19 protein-coding genes are annotated in these 19,877 nt (G+C 73.7%); 15 read left to right on the top strand and 4 right to left on the bottom strand.

The window, feature by feature from the left end; genetic code table 11:
• The first annotated feature begins 5 nt into the window (after positions 1 to 5).
• Positions 6 to 989 (top strand): TAXI family TRAP transporter solute-binding subunit, encoded by a 984-nt coding sequence (locus ACN27G_RS26080; RefSeq protein WP_421495381.1) that lies wholly within the window; start codon positions 6 to 8, stop codon positions 987 to 989.
• A 66-nt stretch (positions 990 to 1,055) separates the two neighbouring features.
• Here the strand turns inward: ACN27G_RS26080 and ACN27G_RS26075 are convergent, their stop codons facing one another.
• Positions 1,056 to 2,432, bottom strand: coding sequence for an ATP-binding protein (locus ACN27G_RS26075; RefSeq protein WP_421495380.1), 1,377 nt, complete (start codon positions 2,430 to 2,432; stop codon positions 1,056 to 1,058).
• Positions 2,433 to 2,447: 15 nt separating this feature from the next.
• Positions 2,448 to 3,104, bottom strand: a complete 657-nt coding sequence (locus ACN27G_RS26070; protein WP_421495379.1) for a response regulator transcription factor — start codon at positions 3,102 to 3,104, stop codon at positions 2,448 to 2,450.
• Positions 3,105 to 3,303: 199 nt separating this feature from the next.
• On the opposite strand from ACN27G_RS26070, the gene ACN27G_RS26065 reads away from it, so the two are divergent.
• The 7 genes from ACN27G_RS26065 to ACN27G_RS26035 all read left to right on the top strand — a co-directional run bounded on the left by ACN27G_RS26065 (position 3,304) and on the right by ACN27G_RS26035 (position 10,697).
• The gene (locus tag ACN27G_RS26065; RefSeq protein ID WP_421495378.1) at positions 3,304 to 4,743 is read left to right on the top strand and encodes an MFS transporter; all 1,440 of its coding nucleotides are present in this window, start codon (positions 3,304 to 3,306) and stop codon (positions 4,741 to 4,743) included.
• A gap of 428 nt (positions 4,744 to 5,171) precedes the next feature.
• Positions 5,172 to 5,411, top strand: coding sequence for a winged helix-turn-helix domain-containing protein (locus ACN27G_RS26060; protein WP_421495377.1), 240 nt, complete (start codon positions 5,172 to 5,174; stop codon positions 5,409 to 5,411).
• 85 nt (positions 5,412 to 5,496) lie between these two features.
• Complete coding sequence (locus tag ACN27G_RS26055; protein WP_421495376.1) at positions 5,497 to 6,966, top strand: pyridoxal phosphate-dependent decarboxylase family protein; 1,470 nt, start codon at positions 5,497 to 5,499, stop codon at positions 6,964 to 6,966.
• Between the two features lie 176 nt (positions 6,967 to 7,142).
• A complete protein-coding gene (locus tag ACN27G_RS26050) occupies positions 7,143 to 7,889 on the top strand; it encodes a lytic polysaccharide monooxygenase (protein ID WP_421495375.1) in 747 nt (248 codons plus the stop codon).
• Positions 7,890 to 8,037: 148 nt separating this feature from the next.
• Positions 8,038 to 8,670: a DUF305 domain-containing protein gene (locus ACN27G_RS26045; RefSeq protein ID WP_421495374.1), complete on the top strand. Its 633-nt coding sequence runs from the start codon at positions 8,038 to 8,040 to the stop codon at positions 8,668 to 8,670.
• Positions 8,671 to 8,752: 82 nt separating this feature from the next.
• Entirely contained in the window at positions 8,753 to 10,141 is a 1,389-nt protein-coding gene (locus tag ACN27G_RS26040) for a TolB family protein (protein WP_421495373.1), read from the top strand.
• Entirely contained in the window at positions 10,116 to 10,697 is a 582-nt protein-coding gene (locus tag ACN27G_RS26035) for an NADH-quinone oxidoreductase subunit B (RefSeq protein WP_421495372.1), read from the top strand. The genes ACN27G_RS26040 and ACN27G_RS26035 overlap by 26 nt, the downstream gene beginning before the upstream one ends.
• A gap of 43 nt (positions 10,698 to 10,740) precedes the next feature.
• Here ACN27G_RS26035 and ACN27G_RS26030 read toward each other — a convergent pair whose 3' ends face one another.
• Positions 10,741 to 11,784, bottom strand: a complete 1,044-nt coding sequence (locus ACN27G_RS26030) for a glucose 1-dehydrogenase (protein WP_421495371.1) — start codon at positions 11,782 to 11,784, stop codon at positions 10,741 to 10,743.
• A 110-nt stretch (positions 11,785 to 11,894) separates the two neighbouring features.
• Between ACN27G_RS26030 and ACN27G_RS26025 the strand changes: the two genes are divergently transcribed.
• Together ACN27G_RS26025 and ACN27G_RS26020 are read left to right on the top strand one after the other, a co-directional pair.
• Complete coding sequence (locus tag ACN27G_RS26025; protein WP_421495370.1) at positions 11,895 to 12,704, top strand: NADH-quinone oxidoreductase subunit C; 810 nt, start codon at positions 11,895 to 11,897, stop codon at positions 12,702 to 12,704.
• The gene (locus ACN27G_RS26020; protein WP_421495369.1) at positions 12,704 to 13,669 is read left to right on the top strand and encodes a complex I subunit 1/NuoH family protein; all 966 of its coding nucleotides are present in this window, start codon (positions 12,704 to 12,706) and stop codon (positions 13,667 to 13,669) included. The genes ACN27G_RS26025 and ACN27G_RS26020 overlap by 1 nt, the downstream gene beginning before the upstream one ends.
• 307 nt (positions 13,670 to 13,976) lie before the next feature.
• Here ACN27G_RS26020 and ACN27G_RS26015 read toward each other — a convergent pair whose 3' ends face one another.
• The gene (locus tag ACN27G_RS26015; protein ID WP_421495368.1) at positions 13,977 to 14,549 is read right to left on the bottom strand and encodes a Uma2 family endonuclease; all 573 of its coding nucleotides are present in this window, start codon (positions 14,547 to 14,549) and stop codon (positions 13,977 to 13,979) included.
• Between the two features lie 132 nt (positions 14,550 to 14,681).
• Here ACN27G_RS26015 and ACN27G_RS26010 point away from each other — a divergent pair, with 132 nt between their 5' ends.
• From ACN27G_RS26010 to ACN27G_RS25990, 5 genes are read left to right on the top strand one after another with little or no spacing between them, the layout of a single operon-like run.
• A complete protein-coding gene (locus ACN27G_RS26010; RefSeq protein ID WP_421495367.1) occupies positions 14,682 to 15,290 on the top strand; it encodes a NuoI/complex I 23 kDa subunit family protein in 609 nt (202 codons plus the stop codon).
• Positions 15,287 to 15,790, top strand: a complete 504-nt coding sequence (locus tag ACN27G_RS26005) for an NADH-quinone oxidoreductase subunit J (RefSeq protein ID WP_421495366.1) — start codon at positions 15,287 to 15,289, stop codon at positions 15,788 to 15,790. The genes ACN27G_RS26010 and ACN27G_RS26005 overlap by 4 nt, the downstream gene beginning before the upstream one ends.
• The gene (gene nuoK, locus ACN27G_RS26000) at positions 15,787 to 16,296 is read left to right on the top strand and encodes an NADH-quinone oxidoreductase subunit NuoK (protein WP_421495365.1); all 510 of its coding nucleotides are present in this window, start codon (positions 15,787 to 15,789) and stop codon (positions 16,294 to 16,296) included. Before ACN27G_RS26005 ends, nuoK begins: the two co-directional genes overlap by 4 nt.
• A complete protein-coding gene (locus ACN27G_RS25995; RefSeq protein ID WP_421495364.1) occupies positions 16,293 to 18,320 on the top strand; it encodes an NADH-quinone oxidoreductase subunit L in 2,028 nt (675 codons plus the stop codon). Before nuoK ends, ACN27G_RS25995 begins: the two co-directional genes overlap by 4 nt.
• On the top strand, positions 18,317 to 19,855 hold the full coding sequence (locus tag ACN27G_RS25990) for a complex I subunit 4 family protein (protein WP_421495363.1): 1,539 nt from the start codon (positions 18,317 to 18,319) through the stop codon (positions 19,853 to 19,855). Before ACN27G_RS25995 ends, ACN27G_RS25990 begins: the two co-directional genes overlap by 4 nt.
• The last annotated feature ends 22 nt before the right edge of the window (positions 19,856 to 19,877 follow it).

The raw sequence follows: 19,877 nt of genomic DNA, 5'->3' as shown, positions 1-19,877 counted from the left end.
ACGGGGTGGCCGGGAGAGCGCCGGGCCGGAGCGGACCCGGCTGGAGAGGAGCCCGCCGGCCGTTCGGCGTGCTCACCGTGGCGCTGGTCGCGGTCGCCGCCGCGGTGCCGGTCGCCGCCGGCTGCACCCCGACGTCTGCCGAGCCGACCAGACTGCGCATCGCGACCGGCAGCGCGACCGCGGTCTACTACGCCGTCGGTCAGTCCCTGGCCACCATCCTCAACCGCGAGTTGCCGGACGTGACGGCCAGCGTCGTGGTGACCGCCGCCTCCGCGGAGAACGTCAGGCTGATCCGCACCGGCGGGGCCGAGCTGGCCTTCACCCAGGCCGACATCCTGGCCACCGAGCCGGCGCCCGGCGAGGGGCTGAGCGCGATCGCCCGGGTCTACGACGACCTGCTGCACCTGGTGACCCGGGCGCAGGGACCGATCCGCCAACTGGCGGACCTGAAGGGCCGGCGGGTGGCGATCGGCGCCCCGGGGTCGGGGACGGCGATCACGGCGGAACGCCTGCTCAAGGTGGCCGAGGTCGACGACGACCTGGCCGAGCCGCTCCCACTCGGCATCGACGACTCGGTGGCCGCACTGCGGGCCGGCACGATCGACGCGTTCTTCTTCTCCGGCGGCCTGCCGGTGAAGGCGGTCGCGGACTTCGCGGCCGAGACCCCGGCCCGCTTCGTCGACCTGGGACAGTGGGTCGAGCCGCTGCGCCGGTCCCATGAGGAGGTGTACGTCGCCCGGGACATCCCGGCCTCGGCGTACGGGACGGAGCCGGTGACCACGGTGGCGGTGCCCAACTATCTGGTGGTGGCGACGAGCATGCCGGAGCAGCTGGTCTACGACGTGACCCGGCTGCTGATGCAGCGCCGCGACGAGCTCAGCGGCGCGCATCCGGCCGCCGCCCGGCTGAACCCCCAGTCGGCGATCACCACCACCCCACTCGCCCTGCACCCCGGCGCCGCCCGCTACTACCGGACCCACAAGCCCTGACCCGCCAGGTTCAGGTGCAAGGCGGGGGCCCTTCTACAACAGAAAGCGATAAGCGGGGGCCCTTCCTTACACATCGGCGGCGCGGAACCAGGCTTCGGCGGTGAGGCCGGTCGGGGCGGCCGGGTGCATGGTGAGCCGGCCGCCGGAGGCGTCGACCAGGACCGCGACGATGGTCAGGCCCAGCCCGGCACCGTCGATGTTCTGGGTGTCCGGCGCCCGCCAGAAGCGTTCGGTCGACGACTCGAGCTGCGCGCCGGTCATCCCCGGGCCGTCGTCGGTGACCCGCACGGCGACGCCGCCGTCGAGGCGGTGCACCGAGACCTCGACCCGGCCGCCCGGGTGGCCGAACTTGATCGCGTTGTCGACGAGCGCGTCGAGGACCTGGTCGATCGCGGTACGGACCGCGTGCGCGTACGCCGGGCCGGTGGTCGGGGCCAGGGTCAGGGTGATACCCCGGTGGTTCGCCAGCGGCTGCCAGGCGGCGACCCGGGAGGCGGCCACCGCCGCCGCGTCCACCCGCACCATCGTGTGCCGGGCCCGCTCGGTGCGGGCCAGGGTGAGCAGGCCGTCGAGTACCTGGGCCAGCCGGTCGGTCTCCTCCAGCGCCAGCCGGTGCTCGTCGCGGCCGGCGGAGTCGGTGAGGCTCGGCCCGAGTTCCTCGACCCGCAGCCGCAGCGCGGTCAGCGGGTTGCGAAGCTGGTGGCTGGCGTGTGCGACGAAGGCCCGCTGCCGGTCCAGGGCGTCGGCGACCGCGTCGGCCATCTCGTTGAAGCTGGTGGCGAGCCGGCGCAACTCGGGCGGCCCCTGCCGGGTCGGCACCCGGGCCTTGCCGTCGCCGGCCGCGATGTCGTGGGTCACCACGTCGAGTACGGTGACCGGGCGCAGCACCCAGCCGGCGAGCCGGAACGCCGTCATCACCCCGGCGGAGACGGCGAGCAGCCCGATGGCGGCCAGCGCCACCCACCAGACGGTGACGGTGCGGCGCACCCGGGAGGTGGCCGAGACCGTGACGACGGCACCGATCACCTCGCCGCCGTCGTTCACCGGCACCGCCACCACGAGCGGGCCGGTCTGCCAGGGCCAGAGCACCTCCGGCACGGTCATCTGCCGGCCGGCGAGGGCGCCGAAGATCGCGGCGGCGGTGGGCTCGGAGTCCAGCGCTGGGCTGGCCGGGGCGACCACCGGGCGCCGTTCCCGGTCGATCACCGCCGCGCCGATCCCGTACAGCTCGTGGTAGCGGCGCAGTTCGTCGGTGATCGCGCTGACCGCGCCGGTACGCAGCGCGGGCCCGGAGAGCGAGGCGAACCGGTTGGCGTCGGCGAGCCGGTCCGCCCGGATCCGCTCGGTCTCCCGGTTGGCGAGGGTGACCGCCAGCGGGGTTTCCAGGGCGAGCAGGACCAGGATCATGAGCAGCGAGTAGCTGAACACCAGGCGGCGGCGCACGGCGGGTCTCCGGCTCTACTCGGCCCGGAGCCGGTAGCCGATGCCGCGTACCGTCTGCACCAGGTCGGGGTCGCCGAGCTTGCCGCGCAGCGAGCCGACGTGCACCTCGACGGTGTGCCGGGCGGCGCCGGTGGTCGGCCAGACGTCGAGGACGATCCGCTCGTGCGGCACCACCACCCCGACCTGCCGGGCCAGCGAGACCAGGATGTCGAACTCCTTGCGGGTCAACGGGATCTCGGCACCGCGCACCGTGACCAGCCGGGCGGCGACGTCGATCCAGATCGGACCGACCTCGACGAACTCGGGGCGGGGCGCGCCGACCCGGGCCCGGCGCAGCACCGCGACGATCCGGGCCTCCAGCTCGGCCATGGAGAAGGGCTTCACCACGTAGTCGTCGGCGCCCATCCGCAGCCCGATGACCCGGTCGCGTTCCTCGCCCCGGGCGGTGACCGCGATGATGCCGAGCTGTGCGCTGCGCTGCCGCAGGGCGCGGCAGACCTCGACCCCGTCGCCGTCCGGCAGGGTGAGGTCGAGCAGCACGAGGTCGCAGGGGGCGGCGGCGAGTGCCGCGGCGGCGGTGCCGGCCCGCTCCACGTCGTAGCCGCGCCGGGAGAGGGCGGCGGCCATCGCGCCGGCCACCCGGGCGTCGTCCTCGACCAACAGGATGCGCATGCCGGCCCCGCTCCTCGTCTGTCGTAGGCGGCCGGTGCGATCATCCCGCATCGGCGCCACCGGACCCAGCGGTGCGGAATGCCAGGATCCTCAAGATTGCCGCAAATTCGCACCGGCGTGGCGGTGGGCCGATCGGTGGCAGGTAGCGCACGAAAGCGGGAGCCCAGAGACAAGATCGGGACCGCTACCATCCCAGCGCATGGACGCCGTGCCCGGCACCCGCGCCGACAGGCCCGCCGGATCCCCTCTCCCGGCGGATTCCGCCACAGCGCCGTCCGGGTCGGTGCTGCCGCGCCGGGTGCACGCCGGCTACGCGCTCGGCTCGCTCGCCACCGGCGCCTTCGGCACGGTGCCCGGCCTGGTGCTGCTGCCGTACCTGACCGACACCCTGGGGGTGGCCGCCGGGGTGGCTGCGCTGCTGGTGCTGCTGCCGAAAGCCTGGGACGTGCTGGTGAACCCGGTCGCCGGCCGGATCTCCGACCGGACCCGTTCGCGCTGGGGTGCCCGCCGGCCGTACCTGCTCGGTGGTGGGCTCGGCCTGGCCGTGCTCTTCGCCGCGATCTTCGCCGCGCCCTTCCCGGCCGGCCCGGCCGCCGCCGGATACGTCGCGCTGGCCTTCCTGCTCACCGCTACCGCGTTCGCCTTCTTCCAGGTGCCGTACGTCGCGATGCCGGCCGAGCTGACCGACGACTACGCCGAGCGGACCCGCCTGATGACCTGGCGGGTCGCGGTGCTGGCGCTCGCCATCCTGGTCTCCGGTGCGCTGGCCCCGATGGTGGTCCGGGCCGGCGGCGACGGGGTGGCCGGGCACCGCTGGCTGGGGCTCTTCGTGGCGGTACTGATCGCGGTCGGCGCGGTCGGCAGCTTCCTCGGCACCCGCGCCGCGCCGACCGGCGGTGTGGTGGAGAGCGAGCCGAGCCTGCGGCGCCAGTTCGCCGTGGTGGCGGCGAACCGGCCGTTCCGGCTGCTGCTTGTCTGCTTCGTCGTCCAGGCCGCCGGCATCGCGACCGTGCTGGCCGGGGTCAACTACTTCGCCGAGCACGTGCTGCGGGACCGGCAGACCGGGCCGACGCTGCTCTTCGCCTGCTTCGTCGGGCCGGCGTTGCTGGTGATGCCGCTCTGGAGCCGGGCCGGCGCCCGGCTCGGCAAGCCCCGGGCCTTCGGGTACGCGTCGCTGCTCTTCGCCGGTGGCGCGCTGGCGCTGGTGGCGGCGCCGGTGCTGCCGGCCCCGGCGGTCTACCTGGTGGTCGCGGCGATCGGCTGCGGCTACGCCGGCCAGCAGGTCTTCGGGATGGCGATGCTGCCGGACTGCATCGCCTACGACACGGCCCGCACCGGCCGGCGCCAGGCCGGGGTCTTCACCGGGGTCTGGACGGCCGGTGAGACCTTCGGGCTGGCGCTCGGGCCGGGCATCTACGGCCTGGTGCTGCAACTCTCCGGCTACGTCTCGTCGTCGACCGGTACGGCGGCGGCGCAGTCCGGCACCGCCCGGCTCGGGGTGCTGGTCGGCTTCAGCGTGCTCCCCGCCCTGCTGGTCGGGCTGGCCCTGCTGAGCATGCGCGGCTACGACCTCACCCCGGAGCGGCTGGCGGCGGCCTCCGCGGGCGATCCGGAGCGCGGCCCGGCGCCGGCCGGCTGACCTCCGCCGGCCCGGCCGGGGGTACGCGGTCCGCCGCGCCCCGCAGTCCCCAGTCGCTGCTGAGTCGTTCGTACGCCACCCTGGCCGCCCAGCACATCCCGGTGTGGTCCGGTGGGTTGCCGCACGACCGGCAGGTGCCGCCGTTGCTCAGGTGCCGCAGCAGCACGCTGCGCATCTCGGCCCGCTCGACGGCCTCCGGCACGGGCCGGGGTCCGGGGTCGGACCGGGGTACGGGCTGCTGTGGCAGGTCGTCGCCGAACACATGCGTCCCCCTTCGTCGGAGACGGCAGGTCCGGCCACGGAGCCCTTGGTCACGCAGCCGGACCGCCTTCCGCCCCACCTGGCTTGCCGACCGGAGGGGCCTGCTGTCGAAGCCCCCATAGCTAGCGTTGGGTAGTCAATGGCTTCCCTTTGGTGTTTTCCTGTAGGTGCCGACCGGAGGGATCACCGTGCCACCGCGCTACCGCTATGAGGAAATAGCCGATGACCTGGAGAAACGGATCGAGGCGGGCGAGTTTTCACCCGGCGCCAGGTTGCCGAGCCGGCGGGAGCTGATCGAGCACTACGGCGTGACGGAGCCCGTGATCGACCGGGCCATGCAGAACCTCCGCGCCAAGGGGATCACGGAGACGCTGCCCGGCGTCGGCGTCTACGTCCGGGAGCGCTGATCCCGGCACCACGGCAGGGAATCGTGCCGTGGTGGCAGGTCGCGAGGGGGTCGACGGGGCGGTTCCGGCTGTTACGGTGGCCGCCATGATCGACGCGTTGCCGCCGGTGGGCGTACCCGCGGACAAGGTGCTGGCCGAGCTCGGCGACCTGCGCGCCGCGGACCTGCCGACGCACGGCGGCCGGCTCTTCGCCTACGTCTACGACCCGGCGGTGCCGGGCCTGGACGAGCTGGCGAATTCGGCGTACGCGCTGGCGGCGCACGTCAACGGGCTCGACCCGACCGCCTTCCCCTCGCTGCTGGCGCTGGAGAACGCGCTGGTCGGTGCGGCCGCCCGGCTGCTCGGTGCCGGGCCGGGCACGGCGGCGCCGGAGGTCGTCGGCAGTGTCACCGGCGGCGGTACCGAGTCGCTGATCCTGGCCGTCAAGGCGGCCCGGGACGCCCGGCCCGAGGTGGGCCGGCCCCGGCTGGTGGTGCCGGCCACCGGGCACGCCGCCTTCGCCAAGGCGGCCCACTATCTCGGGCTCGCCCTCGACCAGGTGCCGGTCTCACCGGAGACGTTCCGGCCGGCGCCGGAGGAGGTGGCGGCGGCGATCGGCCCGGAGACGGTCCTGGTCGCCTGTTCGGCGCCGTCGTACCCGCACGGGGTGGTGGATCCGGTCGCCGAGATCGCCGAGGTCGCCGCCACCGCCGGGGTGCGCTGCCACGTGGACGCCTGTTTCGGCGGCTGGACCCTGCCCTACCTGCGCCGGCTCGGTGTGCCGGTGCCGCCGTTCGACTTCGCGCTGCCGGGGGTCACCTCGATCTCGGTGGACCTGCACAAGTACGCGTACGCCCCGAAGGGGGTCTCGGTGCTGCTGCACCGGGATGCCGGGCTGCGCCGGTCGCAGTACTACGCCTTCGCCGGCTGGCCCGGGTACACGCTGGTGAACCCGGTGCTCTCCTCGACCCGGTCGGGTGGGCCGATCGCCGCCGCGTACGCCACGCTGCGGCACCTCGGCGACGCCGGTTACCTCGCCCTGGCCGAGCGGACCCTGTCGGCGGTACGCGGGCTCGCCGCCGCCGTCTCCGACGTGCCGGGGCTGCGGCTGGTCGCCGAGGCGGAGTCGACGGTGGTCTGCTTCACCAGCACCGAGCCGGGGCTCGACCTCTTCGTCCTCGCCGACGAGCTGACCCGGCGCGGCTGGCACACCCAGCCCCAGCTCTCGTACGCCGGCCTGCCGGCCACCATCCACCTGTCGGTGACCGCCTCGGTGGCGCCGAGGGTGGCGGACTTCGCCGCCGACCTGCGGGCGGCGGTGACGGATGCCCGGCTCGCCGGCCCGGTGCGGCTGCCGGCCGAGCTGCTGGGCACCCTCGACGCGCTGGCACCGGAGCAGCTCACCCCGGACCTGGTTGCCGGGCTGGCCGCCGGGTTGGGCCTGGACCCGGCCGCCGCCGGCCGACCGCTGGAGCGGATGGCGCTGGTCAACACCCTGCTGGAGGCGGCGCCGGTCCCGCTCCGGGAACGGCTGCTCAGCGAGTTTCTCGGCCTGCTCCAGCGCCCCGCCTGGTGATTGGCCGCTGGTAACCGCGCCGCCGGGCCCGCCCGCCGTCGAACCCGGGGCGGGCGCGCCCGGCGAGAGTTGCCCGGATCCTCGCATCCATCGACGAATGTTGCCGTCTCCTATTTACTGTTAACAATCTTACCTTTATGTTGAGGAGACCTTCCCGATGAAGTAAGGAGCCCACGATGCGAAGAACCGTGGTCCTGGCGGTCACGACGGTGGCGACCGTCGTCTCCGCCCTCCTCGTGGCCCCGCAGGCCGCCCAGGCACATGGCTACATCTCCTCACCCCCGAGCCGGCAGGCGCTCTGCGCCCAGCGGGCGGTCTCCTTCGACTGCGGCCAGATCCAGTGGGAGCCGCAGAGCGTGGAGGGTCCGAAGGGGCTGCGCAACTGCCACGCCAACATCGGGCACTTCGCGATCCTCAACGACGACAGTCGGCCGTGGCCGGCCACCTCGGTCGGACAGTCGGTCAACTTCAACTGGGTGCTGACCGCCCGGCACGCCACCAGCACCTGGGAGTACTACATCGGCGGCTCCCGGATCGCCGTCTTCAACGACGGCGGCCGGCAACCGGGCGCCACCGTCTCGCACAACGTCAACATGGGTGGCCGGAGTGGCCGGCAGAAGCTGCTGGCCATCTGGAACATCGCGGACACCGCCAACGCCTTCTACGTCTGCGTCGACCTCCAGATCGGTGGCGGGGGAGGCAACCCGCCGCCGCCCCCGCCGCCGCCCCCGCCGCCCACCACCGCCCCGCCGCCGCCCCCGCCCCCGCCGCCCCCGGCCGGCGGCACCTGGCGGGCCGGTACGACGTACCAGATCGGCAGCCAGGTGACCTACGGCGGAGCGACGTACCGCTGCATCCAGGCGCACACCGCCATCGCCGGCTGGGAGCCGCCGAACGTCCCAGCGCTCTGGCAGCGCGTCTGACCGACGCTCCGGTGGGCACAGCCGCCCACTTCCGACGGCACGCACCTCCGTCGCGGATACGGACCCGTACCCCCTGCGGGTCCGTATCCGCCGCCGGTCGTATCCGCCGACGATCCGCCCCGCGCCGCTCGCACCTGGAGAGGGAGGCATGAGCCGCTATCGCCGTACCCTGATCGTCGCGAGCCTGGTGCTGCTCGGCGGCTGCGGTCCCGGGTCGACCGGGACCGGCGCCCCGGTCGCGGCGCCCGCGCCGGCCCCGACCGGATCGGTGTCGCCCCGGGCCACACCGGCGCAGGACACCCTGAGCGGTGCGTTCAACGAGACCGACGTGATGTTCCTGCAGATGATGGTGACCGCGCACGGTCAGGGGCTGGCGCTGGTCCGGCTGGTGCCCGAGCGGGCGGAGCGCGAGCAGGTCAAGATCCTGGCCGCCGCGATCGACGTCACCCAGGAGGACGAACAGCAGACCATGCGGGCCTGGCTGCGCGGCTGGGACCGGGCCACCACGGCGGATCCGGACGACGACCTGCACGCCGACCACGGCGGGTTGCCGCTGCTCGACCCGGCGCAGCTCTCGACGCTCTCCCGCACCAGCGGGGCGGCGTTCGAGACCGACTTCCTCAACCTGCTGATCGGGCACCAGCACAACGCCGTCGAGCTGGCCCGGATGGAGAAGGCGTCCGGCGTCCACCCCGAGGTACGGGAGCTCGCCCGGCGGATCGAGCTGTCCCGGACCGCCCAGATCGACCAGATGTTGAAGATGCTGCCCCCGTCGGGGTGATCCGGTGCGCGGGTTGACCGGTCGGCATAGCCTGGGCGATCGACGTAGATAAAGCCGTGGATCGGCCGGAGGTGCGGGTCCAATGATCAATACCGCGGTGTCGCTCGTCATGGCGGCGGTGGTGGCCGGTCAACCCGTGGTCACCGGGGAGACCCCCAGGGTGGGCCATCCGACGACGAGCCGGGTCAGCGTCACCGACCCCGGCGCGCAGGGCGTTGGCCCGTCATCCGACGGCGTGATCAGCGGAGACGGCCGATACGTGGCCTTCGCGTCGGCGGCCTCGAACCTGGTGCCGGGAGACACCAACGGAACAACCGACGTCTTCGTACGCGACCGGGTGTCGGCGACCACCAGCCTGGTGAGCGTCGCCAGCGACGGGACAGCGGGCAACGCCTGGAGCACTCTCCCCGTCCTCAGCGCCGACGGCCGGTTCGTGCTCTTCAACTCCAGAGCCTCCAACCTCGTTCCCGGCGACGTCAACGACGAACCCGACGCCTTCCTGCACGACAGGCGGACCGGCACCACCACGATCGTCAACGTCTCCACCGAGGGCGTCCGGGCCGACGGCGAGTCCATCGGTTCGAGCATCAGCCCGACCGGCCGGTTCGTCAGCTTCCTCTCCTGGGCTTCCAACCTGGTCCCCGGCGACACGAACGGCGTCGGGGACACCTTCGTCCGCGACCTGTGGCGAGGCGTCACGAGCCGGGTCAGCGTGTCGAGTCTCGGTGCGGAGGGCAACCACGCCAGCGGGGGCGGCGCGCTCTCGGCCGACGGCCGGTACGTGGTCTTCGAATCGGACGCCTCGAACCTCGTTCCCGGCGACACCAACGAGTCACCGGACGTCTTCGTCCGCGACCGGTGGACCGGGACGACGAGCCGGGTCAGCGTCACCGACGACGAGCGCGAGGCGATCGGACCGGTGGCCGGGCTTGGCAGCAGCGGCGCGGCGATCAGCGCGGACGGCCGGTACGTGACCTTCAGCTCCTTCGGCGGGAACCTGGTGCCCGGCGACGTCAACGACCTCCCGGACGTCTTCGTCCGGGATCGCCGGGCCGGCACGACCCGGATGGTCAGCGTCTCCTTCGCGGGCACCCCTGCCGACGCGGCCAGCCGACAACCGTCCATCAGCGCCGACGGCCGGTACGTCGCGTTCAGCTCGGAGGCGACCAACCTGGTCCCGGGGGACACCAACCGGGATATCGACATGTTCCTGCACGATCGCCTGACCCGCCGCACGATCCGGGTCAGCACCTCCAGCGATGGCGTCGAGGGCAACGGCAGCGTCGTCCCGGGCCAGGTCAGCGGGGACGGCCAGCACGTCGTCTTCTCGTCGTACGCCTCCAACATCGTTCCCGGGGACAGCAACGAGCGGGAGGACGTCTTCGTCTGGGACCGGCGCGGGCTGTGGTTCACTGTCGGTGGGACACCCGGAGAGGGGAGCGGTCGTGCAGTTGCCGGCGGTGCTCGGTGAGCCGATCCGGTTCGTGCTCAACTGGGGCCGGCGCTACTCGCTCTGGGTCTTCAACTTCGGGCTGGCCTGCTGCGCGATCGAATTCATCGCCACCAGCATGGGACGGCACGACTTCATCCGGCTCGGCGTGATCCCGTTCGCGCACGGTCCGCGCCAGGCCGACCTGATGGTGGTCTCCGGCACGGTCACCGACAAGATGGCCCCGGCGATCAAGCGGCTCTACGACCAGATGCCGGAGCCGAAGTACGTCATCTCGTTCGGCGCCTGCTCCAACTGCGGCGGGCCGTACTGGGACTCCTACTCGGTGACCAAGGGCGTCGACCAGATCATCCCGGTCGACGTCTACGTGCCGGGCTGCCCGCCCCGCCCGGAGGCGCTGCTGCACGGCATCCTGCGGTTGCAGGACAGGATCGCCGCCGAGCAGTCCGGCATCGGCGGGGTCTCCCGCCCCGACGAGCTGGCGTCGCCGGTCGACCGGGCCGGCGTGCCGGCGGCCGGGCGCTCGGTCGAGTCGCTGACCGCACCGCCGGTGCCGCCACCACCCGCCGGCCGCTGACCGACGTCCCGCGGAACTCCGCTGCCCCGACCCGCCCCGCAGGTCAGTGCGGGAACTCCAGCACCACCTTGATGTCGTCGGGCTCCGGGTGGTACGCCTCGGCGTACCGGTCGACCGGCACCCGCCGCGTGATCATCCGGGCCAGCCAGTCCCGGTCGGCGGCGGCCAGCGCCTCGGCGGCGAGTTCCCAGTGCCGCCGGTTGGCGTTGACCGTGCCGAAGACGACGTTGTTCTCCAGCACCAGCTCCCGGTTGAGCGCGCCCGCGTCGAAGTCGATCCGCCGGCCGGAGGAGACGCCGGTCAGGCAGACGATGCCGTTCGGTGCCGCCTGGCACATCGCGTCCAGCACCACCGTGGGGGCACCGGTGCACTCCAGCACGATGTCGAACTCCATCCCGAGTTCCGGAACGGTGCTGGTGTGGAACGTGCCGCCGAGCGCCTCCACCAGGCCGGGCTTCTCGCCACTGGCCGTACGGTTCAGCACGTGCAGTTCGTAGCCACGCTGGGCGGCGAGCAGCGAGGCGAGCAGGCCGATCGGCCCGGCCCCGGTGACCAGGACGCGCTTCGGCTCCCAGGCCGCCCGGGCACCGATCCGCTCGATGTGCTCCCACGCCTTCGCCAGCACGCTGGCCGGTTCGAGCAGCATGCCCAACTCGGCCAGGGACGGGTCGAGGCGTACGGCGAACTTCGGCGAGACCCGCCAGCGGTCCCGGGCGAAGCCCTGCAGGCACTTGATGCCGTGCTCGGTGTACCGGCCGTTGCGGCACATGTCCCACTCGCCGACCGCGCAGTTGGTGCAGGGCACCGGGTCGGGATGCCGGACGATCCCGGCCACCAGGTCGCCGGGGGAGAGGGACCCGGACGGGTCGTCGAGGACCCGGCCGAGGGACTCGTGCCCGATCACCAGGTCGGTCGCGCCGGGCGGCGCCTCACCGTAGTCGCCGGCGATGATCTCCTGATCGGTGCCGCAGATGCCGGCCGCGACGGCCTCCACCAGCACGGAACCCTCGTCGGGGCTCGGCTCCGGGAAGTCCTCGACCAGTCGCAGGGAGTCCGCCCGGCCCGGGGTCACGGTGATCGCACGCATCCGGTGATTCTTCCCCGCGACGTGCGCGATAAGCCGGGAGTCGCCGATTAAGCCGATTAACCGGTCGGCGACCCGCCTGGCCGGCCGGGGATGGCCCTAGGATCGCGGACATGACCCCGGAACAGGTCGGCGACCGGTTGCGCACCCTGCTCGTGGAGGCGGCGACGGAGAGAGACCCGGACTCCGGGTCCGAGACCGGGTCCGACTCCGGGTCCGAGACCGCGACGGGGGCCGGGGTGACCGTCGGGCAGTCCGGTGGCCAGGCGTACGCCCGGGCGACCGTGGACGTGCCGGTCGGCAGGTGGCGGGAGGCGGTCCGCGCCGCCCGGGACGACACCGAGCTGGCCTGCGACTTCTTCGACTGGCTCTCCGCCGTCGACGAGCTGGCCGACGGGTTCGACGTGGTGGCGCACCTCTGGTCGACGACGCGGCGGCACGGGGTGCTGCTCCGCACCCGGGTGCCCCGGGACGACGCGACCGTCGGGACGGTGGTGGACGTCTTCCCCGGCGCGGCCTGGCACGAGCGGGAGACGCACGAGATGTTCGGCATCGACTTCGCCGGCCATCCCGGCCTGGCGCCGCTGCTGCTGCCGCCGGAGTTCGAGGGGCATCCGCTGCGCAAGGAGTTCGTGCTCGCCTCCCGGGTGGCGAAGGCGTGGCCGGGGGCGAAGGAGCCGGGCGAGTCCGAGGCCGGCACGGCGCGGCGACAGCCGATGCGCCCGCCGGGCGTACCGGCACCGGGAGAATGGGGGGTGGCCGCCGCCGTACCGGTCTCCGCCGCGCCCGCGTCCGGGCCGCCGGCCCGGCGTACGGCTCCGGCGTCCGGGCGACCGGCCCGGCGCGCCGCCCCCGGGTCCGGGCCACCGCCGGCCCCGGACTCCGAGGCGACCGACGACGGCGGCGACGGCGGGGGTTCCTGATGCCGCTCTGGCTGGAACTGCTGATCCGGATCGGCGGGGTGGTCGCCGCGTTCCTGCTGCTGCCGCTCATCGTCGGCCAGGCCGAGCACAAGGTGATGGCGCACATGCAGGGCCGGCTCGGCCCGATGTACGCGGGCGCCTTCCACGGCTGGGCACAGCTCGTCGCCGACGGCGTCAAGTTCGTGCAGAAGGAGGACGTGACACCGCGCGAGGCGGACCGGGCGGTGTTCCGGCTCGCCCCGGTGGTGGCGCTGGTGCCGTACCTGCTGGCCCTGCTGGTCATCCCGCTCGGCCCGAACGACCTGGTCGGGCAGCCGCTCGACATCGGGTTGTTCTTCGTGCTCGCGGTGGTCGGTGTCGGCGTGGTCGCGGTGCTGATGTCGGCGTGGGCGTCGGCCAACAAGTACAGCCTGCTCGGCGGGATCCGGGGCGCGGCCCAGTTGCTCGGCTACGAGCTGCCGCTGGTGCTGGCGGCGGCGAGCGTGGCGATGGCGGCCGGCACGCTGAGCCTGCCCGGCATCGTGGCAGCCTGGCAGCCGTGGTGGCTGGCGTGGCAGGCACCGGCGATGGTGGTCTTCTTCGTCGCCGGGCTCGCCGAGATCCGCCGCCCGCCGTTCGACATGCCGATCGCCGACTCGGAGCTGGTCTTCGGCTACTTGACGGAGTACACCGGGCTCCGGTTCGCCTTCTTCCTCCTCGCCGAGTACGTCGGCATCGTGGTGATCGCCGCCCTGACCACGGTGCTCTTCCTCGGCGGCTGGCAGGGGCCGTTCGGCGACGAGTACCTCGGCTGGCTCTGGACGCTGCTCAAGGTATTCGCCGTCTCGTTCGTGATCATCTGGTTCCGGGTGACCTATCCCCGGCTACGGGAGGACCAGTTGCAGCGGCTCTGCTGGCTGGTGCTGGTGCCGGTGGCGCTCGGCCAGCTCGTGCTGACCGCCGGGGTCAGGCTGGCGATCGCCTGACCGCCCGGCCGGCGGACCCTGGCACGTCCGGCGCGCTGGAGTCGGGCCGTCGTTGCCGCGACGGTCCGACTCCACCGGGCCGGGAGGCGAAGGGGCCGGAAACGGGGCCGGGAGCGGAGGGGACAGGCACCATTCCACCCGCTATCGCGCCTTTGCCGCACCCGCCCTCCGGGCCGGCCCGTCCGACACCCGAACGACACACCTCGCCGATCATCCGAGCCGGCTGGACCGTTGCGCCGAGAGGAACGTCGACCGGACGAGACGTCGACCGGTGTCGACATTGTCGATCGAGTGACGTCGACCTCTGCTAGAGGTGGCGCGGGGTCAGGCGGCTCACCGCGAGATTGATCGGCCAGGGCTCGCCGGTGTCGACGAACGTCGTCCACCGGCCCGTCTCGACGTAGATCTCCTCGACCGGCTCCAGCCGGTGGGTGTGCACGACCAGCCCGCCCCTGGTCTCGATCCGCCAGTAGTGGGGGATGCCGGCCCTGGCGTAGAGGGCGGGCTTGGTGAAGCGGTCCATGCTCTCCGAGCTCTCCGAGACGATCTCGATGGCGAGCACCACCTCGTGCGGCTCATACCTCGCGGTCCGCCGGGCCGCCGCCTGCGCGGTGGTGACCAGCACGTCCGGGATGAACGACCGGCGCTGGTCGAGCCGCACCTCGACGGCCTGGGTGACGTCGTACTGCTCGGGGCAGTCCTCGTCCAACGCGGCGGCGAGCCGCCAGGCGATGGTCTGGTGCGCGGCGGTGGGGGAGGGCGACATGATCAGGACTCCGTCGAGCAGTTCGCGGCGGTGGCCGTCGTCGGGCATGGCGTCGAGGTCGTCCGTCGTCCACCCGCCGGCCGGCGGGTACGGATCGTTCAAGGCCGCGGTCATGGCTTCCCTCTCGCGGATGGCGGGCATGCGTCACCCCACGCCACCATACCGCCCATCTGGCCGGGGGTGGTCGCGCCGGAACCGCCGACACGGCAGGATATGGCGCATGAGTGCGCGCAGCGGAGTGCCGGCATGAGCATCCCGGGCGAAGGGTTGGCGAAGGGACTCGCCGTCACCCTCAAGACCATGACCCGCCGCTCGCACACCCAGCAGTACCCGGACGTCGCCCCGGAGCTGCCGCCGCGATCCCGGGGTGTGATCGCGCTGCTGGAGGAGAACTGCACGGTCTGCATGCTCTGCGCCCGGGAGTGCCCGGACTGGTGCATCTACATCGACTCCCACAAGGAGGAGGTGGCGATGCCGGGGGCGGCCCGGCCGCGCCAGCGCAACGTCCTGGACCGCTTCGACATCGACTTCTCGCTCTGCATGTACTGCGGCATCTGCATCGAGGTCTGCCCCTTCGACGCGCTCTACTGGTCGCCCGAGTTCGAATACGCCGAGTACGACATCCGGGACCTGCTGCACGACAAGGAGCACCTCGGGGAGTGGATGGCGACCGTGCCGCCACCGCCCGCGCACGACCCGCGGGGTGAGCCGGCCAAGGAGGAGACCGCCGCCCGCAGGGCCGCCGAGGCGGGCCCGGCCGGGGAGCGGTCGGCCGGTCCGGCGGTACGCACCCGCCGCCCCACCCGGCCCGCCACGGAGGAGGACCGGCCAGCCACCGGGGAGGAGTCGACGTGAGCGGGGCCGACGTGCTGATGCTGGCCCTCGGGGCGGTGGCGGTCGGCTCCGGTGTGCTGGTGGTCTCCACCCGGCACCTCGTCCGGGCCGGCCTCTATCTGGTGGTCTGCCTCGGCGCGGTCGCCGGGCTCTATCTGGTGCTCACCGCCGAGCTGGTGGCCTGGGTGCAGTTGCTGATCTACGTCGGGGCGGTCGTCGTGCTGCTGCTCTTCGCGGTGATGCTGACCCGGGCACCAATCGGCGCCGCCGACGACCTCGACCGGCCCGGCTGGCCGGCCGCGCTGATCGGCGGCGGGACCGGCCTGGGGCTGGCCGCGCTGCTTGTCGACGCGTACCGCTGGTCCAGGGTGGAGCTGCCGGCGCCCGGCACCGCCGAACGGATCGGCACGGAGATCTTCCGCTCCTGGGTGCTCCCCTTCGAGGTGCTCTCGGTGCTGCTCCTCTCCGCCCTGGTCGGGGCGATCGCGGTGAGCGTACGGCTCCCGGGGCGGCGGCTGTGAGGCCCGCCATCCCGTACGTCGTCGCCGCCCTCCTCTTCGGCCTGGGCGTCTACGGGGTGCTGCGCCGCCGCAACGCCGTACTGGTGCTGATGGCCGTCGAGCTGATGCTGAACGCGGTCAACCTGCTGCTGGTCACCGCCGACGCCGCCCCGCTGCACGCCGCGCTCGGCCAGCCGCCCCCGGTCGTCGGCAGCGCCGACGGGCTGCCGCTGACCGGGCAGGTCTTCACCCTCTTCGTCATCGTGATCGCCGCCGCCGAGGTGGGGGTGGGGCTGGCGATCGTGCTCCAGCTCTACCGGCTGCGCGGCACGGTCACCGTCGACGACGTACGCCTCGACTCGCACGTGCCGGACGCCGGACCGGTGGCGATCCTGGCGGCACCGGCCCGCGTCGGGTCGGGTGCGCCGGGGCGGGCGACGCGGGCAGCGGCGACTCCGGAGGCACGACCGGCACCGGACGCACCACCGGCACCGGACGCCCCTGACGCACCGGGAGCGCCCCGATGACCGGCGCTGTCACGCTCGGCGCGCTGCTGCCGGCCGTACCGTTCGGGTTGGCCCTGGTCGGGCTGCTGCTGCCGCAGCGGTCCCGGGCCGGCGCGGCGCTGCTCGGCATCGGCGGCGCGGCGGTGGCGCTGGCGGCGGCGGTCGGGCTGGTCGTCGCCCTCGACGGCCGGAGCACCGAGGCCGCCGCCGAGTGGGTCGACGTCGGCGGGCTGTCCGTCACCCTCACCCTCCGGCTGGACCCGGCCGCCGCGCTCGTCGCGGTCGCGGTCGCGGCGGTGGCGCTGGCCGTGCAGGTCTACTCGGTCGGCTACCTGCACGACGACGACCGGTACGCCCCCTACGCCGCCCAGATCAGCCTCTTCACCGCCGCGATGCTGCTGGTGGTGGTGGCCGGCGACCTGATCATGCTGCTGGTCGGCTGGGAGGTGATGGGCATCTGCTCCTATCTCCTCATCGGCCACGACCGGCGACTGCCGGAGGCGCCGGCCGCCGCCGTGAAGGCGTTCCTGGTGACCCGGGTCGGCGACGTCGGTTTCCTGCTCGGCATCGTGATCCTCGGCGTCGGGGCCGGCAGCTTCCGGATCTCCGACGTGCTCGCCCACGACTCCACCCCCGGTACGCTCACCGCCGCCTGCCTGCTGCTGCTCGCCGGGGTGGCCGGGAAGAGCGCCCAGTTCCCGCTGCACACCTGGCTGCCGGACGCGATGGCCGGCCCGACCCCGATCTCCGCGCTGATCCACGCCGCGACCATGGTGGCGGCCGGGATCTACGCGGTGACCCGGCTCTTCCCGCTCTTCGAGCGGGCGCCGGCCGCGCTCGCCGTGCTCGGCGTGATGGCGGCGGTGACCCTGCTGCTCGGCGCGCTCGCCGCCACCGCACAGGACGACATCAAGCGGGTACTGGCCTGGTCGACGGTCTCCCAGCTCGGTTACATGGCCGGGGCGCTGGCGGTCGGCTCGCCGCCGGCCGCGCTCTTCCACCTGCTCAGCCACGCCGCCTTCAAGGCGCTGCTCTTCCTCGCCGCCGGTGCGGTGATCCACGCGGTCGGCAGCAACCTGATGTCCGCGATGGGCGGGCTGCGCCGGCCGATGCCGGTGACCTTCTGGTGCACCGCGATCGGGCTCGCCGCGCTGGCCGGGGTGCCGCCGCTGGCCGGGTTCTGGAGCAAGGACGGCATCCTGGTCGTCGCCGAGCAGGCCGCCCGGCACCACACCGGCCCGGCCGCCGCCTGGGTCGGCTGGCTGGTCTGGCTCGCCGGCCTGGCCGGGGTCGGGCTGACCGCCTGGTACGCCACCCGGCTGCTGCTGCGCACCTTCCTCGGCACCGCCCGCGCCCAGCCGCACCCGGTCGACACCCCGGCCGCGCACGCCAGCCCGGCGAGCCCGGACCCGTCGCCCGCCGAGCGGGGCACGTCCGCGATCGACGCGCGGGCCGGCTCGCCCTCGTCGCCCGCCGAGCGGGGCACGTCCGCGATCGACGCGCCGGCCGGCTCGCCCGCGCACACCCCGGCCGGGGCCCCGCACGACCCGCCCGGCCTGCTGCGCTGGCCGATCCTGCTGCTCGCGGTGCCGAGCGCCGCGCTCGGTCTCGCGCTCCTCGCCGCACCGTTCCGCGCCGCGCTGGCCCTGGACGAGACGCACCTGGACAGCTTCGTGGTGATCCCGGTCGCGCTGCTGCTGGCCGGGGCCGGGCTCGCCTGGTGGCGCTGGCGGGCCGACCCGGCCGCCGACCCGGCGACCGCGCTGGGTCCGCTGCGCCCGGCCTTCGCCCGCGCCTTCTGGCTCGACGATCTCCAGCACGCCATCGTGGTACGCCCGGTGCGGGCGCTCGGCCGGCTCGCCCGGCGCGCCGACGAGACGGTCGTGGACGGGGCGGTCGAGGGGACCGGCCGGGGCACCGGCGGGCTCGGCGGCGGGCTGGAGCTGCTGCACCGGGCCGGGGTGCCCCGGGCGGTGGTGGCGGTGCTCGGCGGCGCCCTGCTGCTCGGTCTCGCCGCCGCCCTGGCCCTCGGGGGGACGACGTGACCCTCGGCGGGGCGGGTCTGGTCGCCACCCTGGCGCTGCCGGCGGTCGGCGCGGCGGTGCTCGCCCTGCTGCCGGGCCGCCTCGACCTGGCCGCCCGGATCACCGGTACGGCGTTCGCGGCGGCGACCCTGGTGGTGGCCGCACTGCTGACGGTCGGCGCCACCGACAGTTGGGTGGTCTACGAGCCCGACCCCGCCGGGGCCTCCGGGACCGGCACGCCCGGGGTCTGGCCGTGGCACGAGGTCGACCTGCCCTGGGTGCCCGGTCTCGACCTGCGGTTCCAGCTCGGCGTCGACGGGGTCTCCTACCCGCTTGTGGTGCTGACCGCGCTGCTGACGCTGCTCTGCTGCGCGTACACCTGGTGGCGGGTGCCGGCGCCGGGCCGGGGCCGTACCCTGGTCGCCCTGCTGCTGGTGGTCGAGGTCGGCATCCTCGGCACCTTCCTCGCCCTCGACCTGGTCCTCTTCTTCCTCTTCTTCGAGGTCGTCCTGCTGCCGATGTACGCGATCATCGCCGTCTGGGGCGGCGGGGAGCGGCGGCACGCGGCCCGGAAGTTCGCCCTCTACACCCTCTTCGGCTCGGTGCTGCTGCTGGTCGGCGTCTTCACCGTGGTCACCGCCGCCGGCACCGCCGACCTGACCGAGCTGACCGGCGGCACGGAGCTGTCCCGGGGCACCCAGCTCGCCGCCTTCACCCTGCTGGCGATCGCGTTCGCGGTGAAGAGCCCGCTCTGGCCGTTGCACACCTGGCTGCCGGACGCGCACACCCAGGCGCCGACGGTCGGCAGCGTGATCCTGGCCGGGGTGCTGCTGAAGATGGGCACGTACGGGCTGATCCGGGTGGCGGTCGGGGTGGCGCCGGAGGGCGCCCGGTGGGCCGCCCCGGTGCTCGGGACACTGGCGGTGACGGCGATCATCGTCGGCTCGCTGGTCTGCCTGGCGCAGAGCGAGCTGAAGCGACTCATCGCCTATTCCAGCGTCGGGCACATGGGTTTCGTGCTGCTCGGCATCGCCACGCTCACCGCCACCGGCATCCAGGCGGCGCTGATCGGCAACATCGCGCACGGCGTCATCACCGGCCTGCTCTTCTTCCTCGCCGGGGCGGTCAAGGACCGGGCGCACACCGGGGCCCTGGCCGAGCTGGGCGGGCTGCGGGAGAGCACCCCGCGCCTCGCCGGCCTGCTCGGCTTCGCCGCGATCGCCTCGCTCGGACTCCCCGGCCTCGCCGGCTTCTGGGGCGAGTCATTCGCCATAGTCGCCGCCTGGCGGGTCGGCGGCCCGCTCTGGATCACGCTGGCGGTGCTCGCCGCGTTCGGCGGGGCGCTGACCGCCGCGTACCTGCTGCGGCTGCTGCGCCGGGTCACGCACGGGCCGGCGAGCCCGCGGGTGCTGACCCTGACTCCGGGACTGGCCGGTGCCGAGCTGCTCGCCTGGGGGCCCCTGGTGCTGCTCGCCCTCGCGCTCGGGCTCGCCCCGACCCTGGTGCTCGACTTCGCCGAGGTGCCGGTCGGGGCACTCCTGGAGGCGATCCGGTGAAGGGCACCCTCGTGGACGGGCG

Source organism: Plantactinospora sp. WMMB334 (assembly GCF_049179095.1).
Classification (GTDB): Bacteria; Actinomycetota; Actinomycetes; order Mycobacteriales; family Micromonosporaceae; genus Plantactinospora.
This window is presented reverse-complemented; position numbering and strand designations above follow the sequence as displayed.

Coding starts and splice junctions, on each gene's coding strand:
- ACN27G_RS26055 (WP_421495376.1), top strand. CDS start 5,497: ATGATCGACGCGTTGCCGCCGGTGGGCGTACCCGCGGACAAGGTGCTG.
- ACN27G_RS26010 (WP_421495367.1), top strand. CDS start 14,682: ATGAGCATCCCGGGCGAAGGGTTGGCGAAGGGACTCGCCGTCACCCTC.
- ACN27G_RS25995 (WP_421495364.1), top strand. CDS start 16,293: ATGACCGGCGCTGTCACGCTCGGCGCGCTGCTGCCGGCCGTACCGTTC.
- ACN27G_RS26070 (WP_421495379.1), bottom strand. CDS start 3,104: ATGCGCATCCTGTTGGTCGAGGACGACGCCCGGGTGGCCGGCGCGATG.
- ACN27G_RS26045 (WP_421495374.1), top strand. CDS start 8,038: ATGAGCCGCTATCGCCGTACCCTGATCGTCGCGAGCCTGGTGCTGCTC.
- ACN27G_RS26015 (WP_421495368.1), bottom strand. CDS start 14,549: ATGACCGCGGCCTTGAACGATCCGTACCCGCCGGCCGGCGGGTGGACG.
- ACN27G_RS26025 (WP_421495370.1), top strand. CDS start 11,895: ATGACCCCGGAACAGGTCGGCGACCGGTTGCGCACCCTGCTCGTGGAG.
- ACN27G_RS26040 (WP_421495373.1), top strand. CDS start 8,753: ATGATCAATACCGCGGTGTCGCTCGTCATGGCGGCGGTGGTGGCCGGT.
- ACN27G_RS26030 (WP_421495371.1), bottom strand. CDS start 11,784: ATGCGTGCGATCACCGTGACCCCGGGCCGGGCGGACTCCCTGCGACTG.
- ACN27G_RS26050 (WP_421495375.1), top strand. CDS start 7,143: ATGCGAAGAACCGTGGTCCTGGCGGTCACGACGGTGGCGACCGTCGTC.
- ACN27G_RS26020 (WP_421495369.1), top strand. CDS start 12,704: ATGCCGCTCTGGCTGGAACTGCTGATCCGGATCGGCGGGGTGGTCGCC.
- ACN27G_RS26065 (WP_421495378.1), top strand. CDS start 3,304: ATGGACGCCGTGCCCGGCACCCGCGCCGACAGGCCCGCCGGATCCCCT.